Raw genomic sequence first — 9,301 nt, 5'->3', positions numbered from 1 at the left:
GGCGGCGACGGGGTGGTGCGGCGGCTGAGGTTCCTTGACCCCGTGACGGTGACGACGCTGTGCGCGCACCGCGAGATCCCGCCCTTCGGCGTCGATGGCGGGGCCCCGGGCGCAGTGGCCGAGAACTGGGCGGAATGGCCCGACGGCCGGCGGCAACGGCTGCGGGGCAATGACGAAATCGACCTGCCCGCGGGCGCGCTGTTCGAGCTGCGCACCCCCGGCGGCGGCGGCTGGGGCGCGCCCTGAGGCGCGCGCGTCACCCCGCTGGCGTGCCCCCGATGGCCGACGTCACGCTGTCGGCGGCGCGGCGGACCTCCTGGCCGATCCGGGTGGCCTCGGACAGGGTCATCCGGAAGGCCGGCCCCGAGACCGACAGCCCCGCGACGGGTTCGCCATGGGCGTTGAAGATCGGCGCGGCGACGCAGCGCATGCCCTCGGCGCGTTCCTGGTCGTCGATGGCAAAACCGCGCTCGCGGGTGCGGGCAAGGTCGCGGGCGAGGCTGGCCTCGGACGTGATCGAGAGCGAGGTGAAGCCCGGCAGGCCCTTTTCGGCCACGATGGCGGTCACTCGCGCCTCGGGGTAATAGGCCAGCAGCGCCTTGCCGATGCCCGAGACATGCATCGGGCTGCGGGTGCCGGGCGGGAAGAAGGCGCGGATCGCCTCATGCGTCTCGACCTGGGTCAGGAACAGCACCTCGTCGCGGTTCTCGACGCCGAGATTGGCGGTCTCGCCGGTCGCGCGCATCAGCGCCTGCATCGCGCCACGCGAGCGTTCGGCGACGTTGGCGCGGCGCAGGAAGCCCGAGCCGATGCGGAACGCGCCCGCGCCCACATGCCAACGCTGGGCGCCCTCCTCGAACTCGACGATCTCGTGACCCTGCAGCGTGATCAGAACCCGGTAGACGGTGGCGGCACTCTGTCCCGAGCGGTCGGCCAGTTCGGTCAGCGTCAGCCCGTTGGTCTTGGCCAGGGCGCGCAACAGCGCCATCGCCCGGTCGAGCGACCGGATCGTGTTCTGGTCGGTCTTGTCGTGAAAGGCGCGGGGGCGGCCGCGGGGCCTGGCCTGGGTCATGCGAGTCGGGTCCTTCGGCAGGATCGTGCCAGAATGAAACGTTTTTTCATCTGATGAAAGCCGAAAAGCAACCAGATTTCAGGGCGTTTGCATGTTTTTTCACCACGCGCATTATTTTTTCAAAAAAATTGAACCACACCCCGCCGCCGCGGTATCCCCATGGCGCGACACGAAAAGGATGAACCCATGTCCAGCCAGAACCCCGTCTTCATTCCAGGCCCGACCAATATCCCGGAATCGATCCGCCGGGCCTGTGACATCCCCACGATGGACCACCGCTCGGCCGCGTTCCCGCCGATGGTCGAGCGCGCCAAGACCGGCGTGCGGAAGGTGCTGAAGATGGACGAGGGCGAGGTGATCCTGTTCCCGGCCTCGGGCACGGGCGGCTGGGAGGCCGCAATCACCAACACGCTGAGCCCCGGCGACAAGGTGCTGGCCGCCCGGCACGGCATGTTCTCGATGAAATGGATCGACCTGTGCCGGCGGCATGGGCTGGATGTCGAGGTCGTGAAATGCTCCTGGGGCGAGGGCGCGCCGGTGGACCGTTTCGCCGAGATCCTGGCCGCCGACACGGGCCACGAGATCAAGGCGGTGCTGGTCACCCATAACGAAACCGCGACGGGCGTCGTTTCGGATGTGGCGGCGGTGCGTGCGGCGCTGGACGCGGCGGGGCACCCTGCGCTTCTGATGGTCGATGGCGTCAGTTCCATCGGCTCGATGGATTTCCGGATGGCCGAATGGGGCGTCGATCTGGCGGTGGCCGGGTCGCAGAAGGGCTTCATGTTGCCGCTGGGCCTGGCCATCCTGGGGGTCAGCCCCAAGGCGCTGGCCGCGATGGAAACCGCGAAACTGTCGCGCTGTTTCTTCGATTTCCGCGACATGCTGAAGCTGGGTACGCCCTACACCCCCGCCGTGGGCCTGATCAACGGGCTGGGCGCGTCCTGCGACATGCTGCTGGCCGAGGGGCTGGACAACGTGTTCGCGCGCCATCACCGCGTCGCCGAAGGGGTGCGCAAGGCGGTCGCCGCCTGGGGGCTGCGGCCTTGCGCGGTGGCGCCTGCGCTCTACTCCAATTCCGTGACGGCGATCGTGCTGCCCGAGGGGATCGACGGCAATGCGCTGTGCCGTCATGCAGCCGATGCCTATGGCGTCGCTTTCGGCGCGGGGCTGGGCGAGGTCGCGGGCAAGGTGTTCCGCATCGGCCATCTGGGGATGCTGACCGACGTTCTGGCGCTGTCGGGGATTGCTGCGGCCGAGATGGCGATGGCCGACATGGGTGTGCCGGTCACGCTGGGCAGCGGGGTCGCCGCGGCGCAGGAGCATTATCGGGCGACCCGGGCCGCCGCGGTCCGCGCAGCGGCGTGAGGGTGCGATGAAAGACGACAAGGCGATGTACATTCCGACCTATGACGACGTGGTGGCGGCGCATGAGCGGATCGCCCCCTTCATCCACCGCACGCCGGTGCTGACGTCGAGCTATTTCAACGAGCTGACCGGGGCCGAGCTGTTCTTCAAATGCGAGAATTTCCAGAAGGCGGGCGCGTTCAAGGTGCGGGGTGCCTGCAACGCGGTGTTCGGCCTCGACGACGAGACAGCGAAGAAGGGCGTGGCGACGCATTCTTCGGGCAACCATGCGCTGTCGCTGTCCTATGCGGCCGGGCGGCGGGGCATTCCCTGTCATGTGGTGATGCCGCGCACCGCGCCGCAGGCCAAGAAGGATGCCGTGCGGGGCTATGGCGGGTCGATCACCGAATGCGAACCGTCCACGTCCAGCCGCGAGGCGGTCTTTGCCGAGGTGCAGGCCCGCACGGGGGCTGAGTTCGTCCACCCCTACAACGATTGGCGGGTGATCGCGGGGCAGGGGACCTGCTCGCGTGAGCTGAACGAACAGGTGCCGGGGCTGGACGCGGTGATCGCGCCCATTGGCGGCGGCGGCATGGTGTCGGGCACCTGCCTGACGCTGTCGACCATCGCGCCGGGCATCGAGATCTACGCCGCCGAGCCGGAACAGGCGGACGATGCCTATCGCAGCTTCAAGGCCGGTCACATCATCGCCGACGACGCCCCCGACACGGTGGCCGACGGGTTGAAGGTGCCGCTCAAGGAACTCACTTGGCATTTCGTGTCGAACCATGTGACCGACATCCTGACCGCCAGCGAGCAGGAGATCATCGACGCCATGAAGCTGACCTGGCAGCGGATGAAGATCGTGATGGAGGCAAGCTGCGCCGTGCCGCTGGCCACCATCCTGAAGAACCGTGAGGTCTTCGCGGGCAAGCGCGTGGGCGTCATCATCACCGGCGGCAATGTCGATCTGGACAAGCTGCCCTGGACCAAGGGCTGAACAGGGAGAACGCAGATGAAGGGCGTGACCGATTTCCAGGGGCTCGAGGTTGGCTATGACATCCCCGCCGTCCCGGGGATGGACGAGGCCGATATCCAGACGCCCTGCCTGGTGCTGGATCTCGACGCGCTGGAGCGCAACATCAGGAAGATGGGCGACTGGTGCAAGGAACACGGCATGCGCCACCGGGTGCATGGCAAGATGCACAAGTCGGTGGATGTGGCACTGTTGCAGGAGCGCCTGGGCGGGTCCTGCGGCGTGTGCTGCCAGAAGGTGAGCGAGGCCGAGGTTTTTGCCCGCGGCGGGATCAAGGACGTGCTGGTCTCGAACCAGGTGCGCGATCCGGCCAAGATCGACCGGCTGGCGCGCATCCCGAAGCTGGGCGCGCGCGCCATCGTCTGCGTCGATGACGTGGCCAACGTGGCCGACCTGTCGGCGGCGGCGGTGAAACATGGCACGCAGATCGAGTGCCTTGTGGAAATCGACTGCGGCGCGGGGCGCTGCGGGGTGACGACCACGCAAGCCGTGGTCGAGATCGCCAAGGCGATCGACGCGGCACCGGGGCTGAAATTCTCGGGGCTCCAGGCCTATCAGGGCGCGATGCAGCACATGGACCTGTACGAGGACCGCAAGGCCAAGATCGACATCGCGGTGGCGATGGTGCGCGATGCGGTCGAGGGGCTGAAGGCCGAGGGGCTGGAATGTGACATCGTCGGCGGCGGCGGCACCGGATCCTATTACTTCGAGGGCAATTCGGGGGTCTATAACGAGCTGCAATGCGGCTCCTACGCCTTCATGGATGCCGATTACGGGCGCATCCTCGACAAGGACGGCAAGCGGATCGACCAGGACGAATGGGAGAACGCGCTGTTCATCCTGACCAGTGTGATGAGCCATGCGAAGGCCGACAAGGCGATCTGCGATGCGGGGCTGAAGGCGCAATCGGTCGATAGCGGGTTGCCTTTCATCTTTGGCCGCGACGATGTGGAATACGTCAAGTGCTCGGACGAGCACGGGGTGATTGCCGATCCCAAGGGCGTGCTGAAGGTCGGCGAAAAGCTGAAGCTGGTGCCCGGACACTGCGACCCGACCTGCAACGTGCATGACTGGTATGTGGGCGTCAGGGGCGGCAAGGTCGAGGTGGTCTGGCCGGTCTCGGCGCGCGGCAAGGCGTATTGACGGGGCTCTCCCGCCCCCGGCCGGCGCGGGGCGCTTTGCGCGCCCCTGCTTGTCCGGGGTTGGGCGTGGCCGCGCGCGGACGCGCGCGGCGCCTCCGGCGGGGGTATTTCAGCCAAGAAGAAGCGAGGGGAGGGGCGCTGTGTCGGCGCCCCTTTGAATGAGGGACAAGGAGGGGCAGGGATGATCATCGTTCCCGAGAGAGAGATCGCAGGGCTGATCTCGGCCGAGGAGTGTTTCGAGGCGGTCGAGGCGGTCTTTGCCGCGATGGCCCGGGGGGATGCCCATAATTTCCCGGTGATCCGCGAGGCGATCGGCCATGCGGATGCGCTTTACGGGTTCAAGTCGGGCTTTGACCGGGCGGGGCTGGTGCTGGGGCTGAAATCGGGGGGGTACTGGCCGGGCAACATGGCCAGGGGCCTGACCAATCACCAGTCGACGGTCGTGCTGTTCGATGCCGATACGGGGCAGGCCAGGGCGCTTGTGGGCGGCAACCTGCTGACGGCGCTGAGGACGGCCGCCGCGAGCGCGGTGTCGATCCGGCATCTTGCGCGGGAGGATGCGAAGGTTCTGGGCATGGTTGGCGCGGGGCATCAGTCGGCCTTCCAGATGCGCGCGGCGGTGGCGCAGCGGGATTTCGAGAAGGTGGTGGGCTGGAACTATCACCCCGAAATGCTGCCGCGGCTCGCGGAGACCGCCGAGGAGCTGAGCCTGCCCTTCGAGGCGGCATCGCTGGCGGAGTTGGGCGCGCAGGCGGATGTGATCGTCACGATCACGTCGAGCTTCGAGCCGCAGTTGCTGGATGCCCATGTCCGGCCCGGCACGCATCTGGCCTGCATGGGCACCGATACCAAGGGCAAGCAGGAGGTGGACCCGGCGATCCTGGGCCGCGCGCGGGTGTTCACCGACGAGGTGGCGCAATCGGTCAGCATCGGCGAGGCGCAGCATGCGGTGGCGGCGGGGCTGATCGCCGAGAGTGACATCACCCGGATCGGCGCGGTGATCGCCGGTATGGAGCCGGGGCGGCAATCGGCGGACGAGATCACGCTGTTCGACGGGACCGGCGTGGGCTTGCAGGATCTGGCGGTCGCGGCGAAGGCGGTGGAAATCGCGCAGGCCCGCGGTGTGGCGGTCGAGATCGACTTCTGAAGCGGTGGGGGCGCCGGCCCGGCAACCGGGTCGGGGCATTCCCCTGCGTCAGCCGGTTTCGCCCGCAACGCAATCCGCGATGGTCCGGGCAAGGCCGGTCAGGAGGGCGGGGTAAAGGTCGGGGCCGAACGCCATGGTGCTGCCCGAAGGGTCCAGAAGCCCGCCGATGCGCGTTCCGGTGTCCTCGACGATGGCGGTGACATAGGCCGGATCGTGCTGGGCCTCGGGGAAGATGCAGACCACCCCGCCCTCGCGAAGCTGGCCGCGCAGGTCTGTCAGCCGCCCGGCGCCCGGCGAGGCGGCATCGCCGAGCGCGATGGACCCGGCGACCGTGATCCCGAAATGATCGGCGAAATAGCCATAGGCATCGTGGAAGACCATGATCGGCGCATCGCCCACCGGGGCCAGCAGGTCGCGTGTCTCGGCCTCGGCCGCGTCGATGGCGGCCAGCGTCGCTTCGGCATTGGCGGCATAGGTGGCGGCGTTGTCGGGGTCGAGCGCGGCAAGCCGCTCGACGATGGCCCGCGTCCAGACGCGCCCGTTCTCGGGGTCGAGCCAGGCATGGGGGTCGAGCCCGGTATGGTCATGTGTTTCGGTCGCCTCATGTGCGTGATCATGGCCGTGGTCGTGATCATGCCCGCCCTTGTCGCCGAAATCGCGCCGGAACGTGCCCGGCAGATCGATCAGCGCAACGCTTTCGCCCGAAAGCCCGACGCCCGCGATGGCGCGTTCCAGCCAGGGCGTCAAGCGCGGCCCGATCCAGAGCACCAGATCGGCCTCGGACAGCGCCTTGGCCTGAGACGGGCGCAGCTGGAAATGATGCGGGTCAGCCCCCTTGTCGAGCAGGATGTCGGGCGTGCCAAGATCCCCCATCACCGCGGCGGTCAGCGCATGGACGGCAGGGATATCCGTCATTACGCTGGGCGGCGCGGCCAGTGCCGGGGCGGCGGTCAGGACGAGGGCAAGGGCGGTCAGCGAACGCATGGGCGGCTCCTTCGTTTCGGGGTTGTGCGGCTCGGCAGACAAAGAATATGTTATAAGATAACCAGTCAAGAGGGAATCGGATGGACCCCGACGGCACGCTGGCCTTTGCCAGCCATGACCACGCCGCCTGCCGCGACGGGACTATGGCCCGTGCCGAAGCCGTGGCCAAGGCAAAGGGCCTGCGCCTGACCCCCGTGCGGCGTCGCGCGCTGGAGATCCTGCTCGAATCGCATCAGGCGCTGGGCGCCTATGATGTGCTCGACCGGCTGGCCGAAGACGGGTTCGGCCGCCAGCCGCCCGTGGCCTATCGGGCGCTGGAATTCCTGGTCGAGAACGGGTTTGCCCATCGCATCCGGCGGCTGAACGCCTTTGCCGCCTGCATGCATCCGGGCGAGGCGCATGTGCCGGTCTTCCTGATCTGCTCGGCCTGCAACGGCCTGGCCGAGGCTCCGGGGGCGGCGGTGGCCACGGCCCTTCGGCAATCGGCCGGGCCGCTCGGCTTCCGGGTCGAGCGGATGAGCATCGAGGCGGTCGGCCTCTGCCCCGCCTGCCAGGAGGGCGGCGAATGACCCTGATCGCCGCGCGGGGGCTCGGGGTGCGCTATGGTGCGATGGTCGCGCTGCGCGATGTCGTCTTCTCGATCGAGCCCGGCGAGATCGTGACACTGGTCGGCCCGAACGGGTCGGGCAAATCCTCGCTGGTGCGCGCGCTGCTGGGGGTGATCCGGCCCTCCGAGGGGCAGGTGACGCGCCGCGCCGGGCTGCGTATCGGCTATGTACCGCAGCGGTTGGCGGTGGATGACCGGATGCCGCTGAGTGTCGCGCGCTTCCTGTCGCTGCCCGACCGCCGCGGCCGGGCCGAGATCGCGGCGATGCTGGCACATGTCGGGGTGCCGGGGCTCGAGGGCCGCCAGATGACCTCGCTGTCGGGCGGGCAGTTCCAGCGGGTGCTGCTGGCGCGCGCCTTGCTGGCCGAGCCGGAACTGCTGATCCTGGACGAGGCGACGCAGGGGCTCGACCAGCCCGGCACCGCGTCCTTCTACCGTCTGGTCGAGGATGTCCGGCGCGAGACCGGCGCGGGCATCCTGATGGTCAGCCATGACCTGCATGTGGTCATGGCCGCCTCTGACCGGGTGATCTGCCTGAACGGTCACATCTGCTGCCAGGGCCAGCCCCATGTGGTGACCGCCGCGCCGGAATACCGGGCGCTGTTTGGACTTGGCACCCAGGGCACGATGGCGCTTTACCAGCATGCGCATGACCACGACCATGACGACGGCCACGTCGCGCACAAGGAACCGGCCCATGCTGGATGATTTCCTGGTGCGCGCCGCCCTGGCCGGTCTGGCTGTGGCCATCGCGGCCGGCCCCTTGGGCAGCTTTGTTGTCTGGCGTCGGATGGCCTATTTCGGCGAGGCGACGGCGCATGCCGCGATCCTCGGCGTGGCGCTGGCGCTGGGTTTCCAGATCTCGCTCTTCGCGGGCACGCTTGCAACGGCGCTGGCCATGGCTCTGACCGTCACCGCGCTGGCGGGGCGTGGCCTTGCGATCGACACCGCGCTTGGCGTTCTGGCCCATGGCGCACTGGCCATCGGGCTAGTCGCGGTGTCCTTCCTGCCATCCGTGCGGGTCGATCTCTCGGCTTATCTCTTCGGCGATATCCTTGCCGTGGGCCGGGGCCAGTTGGCGTCAATCTGGGCGGGAGCGCTTTGCGTTCTGGCGCTGCTGCTCTGGCGCTGGAGCGCGCTGTTGACGGTGACCGTCAGCGAAGAGCTCGCCAAGGCCTCGGGCCTCGACCCCGAGCGCGAGCGTCTGGCTCTTACCGTGGCGCTTGCCCTTGTCGTGGCCGTGGCGCTGCAGGTTGTCGGCGCGCTGCTGATCGTGGCGATGCTGATCATCCCGGCGGCCGCCGCGCGCCCGCTGGCCCGCTCGCCCGAGGAAATGGCGCTTCTGGCGACCGCCCTGGCCGCGCTGGCCGCGCTGGGCGGTCTCTGGGGCTCACTGACCTTCGACACCCCCGCAGGCCCAAGCATCGTGGTCGCCGCGACCGCGCTCTTCGCGCTTAGCCGCCTCGCGCCGCGCCGGGCCTGACCCGGCCGCTTCTTCTGGCCCGAAATATCCCCGCCGGACGCACGCGCCCGGCGTCAGCCGGGCGCGCCACGCCCAACCCCGGGCAAGCGGTGCACAAGCGCCGCTTCGCCCCGGGGGCGGGAGTGTCCCCCGGGGCCAGCCCAGACCTATTCCGGCCGACAGATTTCTCCGCGCGCGATCGCCACGCCGGTGCGCCCGACCAGAACCGCGATCACCACGAGCAGCAGCGCCAGCAGACCCGCGCCCAGCCCCTTGTGGAATGCCGACCCGGTCTCGCCCGCATAGAGGAACGTGGCGATGGTCAGCGCGGCCAGCGGAAAGCTCAGCGCCCAGAACGACAGCGCGAAGGGCAGCCGCAGGATCTTCGGCAGTTGCGTCGCCACGATCAGCGCGAAGACATATGCCGCGTTGATCATGAACATGGCGAGATGATCCACCTCGCCGTTCAACCGCATCCACGCGATGAACCCCACCGCGGGCGGAGCG

At 68.5% G+C, this 9,301-nt stretch carries 10 protein-coding genes and 1 pseudogene; 8 read left to right on the top strand and 3 right to left on the bottom strand.

Annotated elements, in window-relative coordinates:
• Window positions 1-246, top strand: a 246-nt coding sequence (locus tag ENN83_RS05290; RefSeq protein WP_287184890.1) for a hydantoinase B/oxoprolinase family protein, incomplete at its 5' end; no start/stop codon positions are given.
• Between the two features lie 10 nt (window positions 247-256).
• Here ENN83_RS05290 and bhcR read toward each other — a convergent pair.
• Complete coding sequence (bhcR, locus tag ENN83_RS05285) at window positions 257-1,072, bottom strand: HTH-type transcriptional regulator BhcR (RefSeq protein ID WP_287184889.1); 816 nt, start codon at window positions 1,070-1,072, stop codon at window positions 257-259.
• A gap of 186 nt (window positions 1,073-1,258) precedes the next feature.
• Here bhcR and bhcA point away from each other — a divergent pair, with 186 nt between their 5' ends.
• From bhcA to bhcD, 4 genes are all read left to right on the top strand, one after another.
• Window positions 1,259-2,437, top strand: coding sequence for an L-aspartate--glyoxylate aminotransferase BhcA (gene bhcA, locus ENN83_RS05280; RefSeq protein ID WP_287184887.1), 1,179 nt, complete (start codon window positions 1,259-1,261; stop codon window positions 2,435-2,437).
• Window positions 2,438-2,444: 7 nt separating this feature from the next.
• On the top strand, window positions 2,445-3,416 hold the full coding sequence (gene bhcB / locus ENN83_RS05275; protein ID WP_287184885.1) for a beta-hydroxyaspartate dehydratase BhcB: 972 nt from the start codon (window positions 2,445-2,447) through the stop codon (window positions 3,414-3,416).
• A gap of 15 nt (window positions 3,417-3,431) precedes the next feature.
• Window positions 3,432-4,595, top strand: coding sequence for a 3-hydroxy-D-aspartate aldolase BhcC (bhcC, locus tag ENN83_RS05270; protein WP_287184882.1), 1,164 nt, complete (start codon window positions 3,432-3,434; stop codon window positions 4,593-4,595).
• 180 nt (window positions 4,596-4,775) lie between these two features.
• Entirely contained in the window at window positions 4,776-5,741 is a 966-nt protein-coding gene (bhcD, locus tag ENN83_RS05265; RefSeq protein WP_287184879.1) for an iminosuccinate reductase BhcD, read from the top strand.
• A gap of 48 nt (window positions 5,742-5,789) precedes the next feature.
• Here bhcD and ENN83_RS05260 read toward each other — a convergent pair whose 3' ends face one another.
• Complete coding sequence (locus ENN83_RS05260) at window positions 5,790-6,725, bottom strand: zinc ABC transporter substrate-binding protein (RefSeq protein WP_287184877.1); 936 nt, start codon at window positions 6,723-6,725, stop codon at window positions 5,790-5,792.
• Window positions 6,726-6,805: 80 nt separating this feature from the next.
• Here ENN83_RS05260 and ENN83_RS05255 point away from each other — a divergent pair, with 80 nt between their 5' ends.
• The 3 genes from ENN83_RS05255 to ENN83_RS05245 are packed head-to-tail and all read left to right on the top strand — an operon-like array spanning window position 6,806 to window position 8,815.
• Window positions 6,806-7,294, top strand: coding sequence for a Fur family transcriptional regulator (locus ENN83_RS05255; protein WP_287184875.1), 489 nt, complete (start codon window positions 6,806-6,808; stop codon window positions 7,292-7,294).
• Window positions 7,291-8,040, top strand: coding sequence for a metal ABC transporter ATP-binding protein (locus tag ENN83_RS05250; protein ID WP_287184872.1), 750 nt, complete (start codon window positions 7,291-7,293; stop codon window positions 8,038-8,040). Before ENN83_RS05255 ends, ENN83_RS05250 begins: the two co-directional genes overlap by 4 nt.
• Window positions 8,030-8,815: a metal ABC transporter permease gene (locus ENN83_RS05245; RefSeq protein WP_287184870.1), complete on the top strand. Its 786-nt coding sequence runs from the start codon at window positions 8,030-8,032 to the stop codon at window positions 8,813-8,815. The genes ENN83_RS05250 and ENN83_RS05245 overlap by 11 nt, the downstream gene beginning before the upstream one ends.
• Before the next feature lie 146 nt (window positions 8,816-8,961).
• On the opposite strand, the pseudogene ENN83_RS05240 reads toward ENN83_RS05245, so the two are convergent.
• Window positions 8,962-9,301 (bottom strand): annotated as a pseudogene (locus ENN83_RS05240) (C4-dicarboxylate ABC transporter); the annotation flags it as partial.

Origin of the sequence: Rhodovulum sp., from assembly GCF_011048875.1 — a bacterium.
Classification (GTDB): Bacteria; Pseudomonadota; Alphaproteobacteria; order Rhodobacterales; family Rhodobacteraceae; genus Rhodovulum; species Rhodovulum tesquicola.
The sequence above is the reverse complement of the archived record's forward strand: the minus strand, read 5'-3'. Positions and strand labels throughout refer to the sequence as shown.

Coding starts and splice junctions, on each gene's coding strand:
- ENN83_RS05260 (WP_287184877.1), bottom strand. CDS start 6,725: ATGCGTTCGCTGACCGCCCTTGCCCTCGTCCTGACCGCCGCCCCGGCA.
- ENN83_RS05255 (WP_287184875.1), top strand. CDS start 6,806: ATGGACCCCGACGGCACGCTGGCCTTTGCCAGCCATGACCACGCCGCC.
- bhcC (WP_287184882.1), top strand. CDS start 3,432: ATGAAGGGCGTGACCGATTTCCAGGGGCTCGAGGTTGGCTATGACATC.
- ENN83_RS05250 (WP_287184872.1), top strand. CDS start 7,291: ATGACCCTGATCGCCGCGCGGGGGCTCGGGGTGCGCTATGGTGCGATG.
- bhcB (WP_287184885.1), top strand. CDS start 2,445: ATGAAAGACGACAAGGCGATGTACATTCCGACCTATGACGACGTGGTG.
- bhcD (WP_287184879.1), top strand. CDS start 4,776: ATGATCATCGTTCCCGAGAGAGAGATCGCAGGGCTGATCTCGGCCGAG.
- ENN83_RS05245 (WP_287184870.1), top strand. CDS start 8,030: ATGCTGGATGATTTCCTGGTGCGCGCCGCCCTGGCCGGTCTGGCTGTG.
- bhcA (WP_287184887.1), top strand. CDS start 1,259: ATGTCCAGCCAGAACCCCGTCTTCATTCCAGGCCCGACCAATATCCCG.
- bhcR (WP_287184889.1), bottom strand. CDS start 1,072: ATGACCCAGGCCAGGCCCCGCGGCCGCCCCCGCGCCTTTCACGACAAG.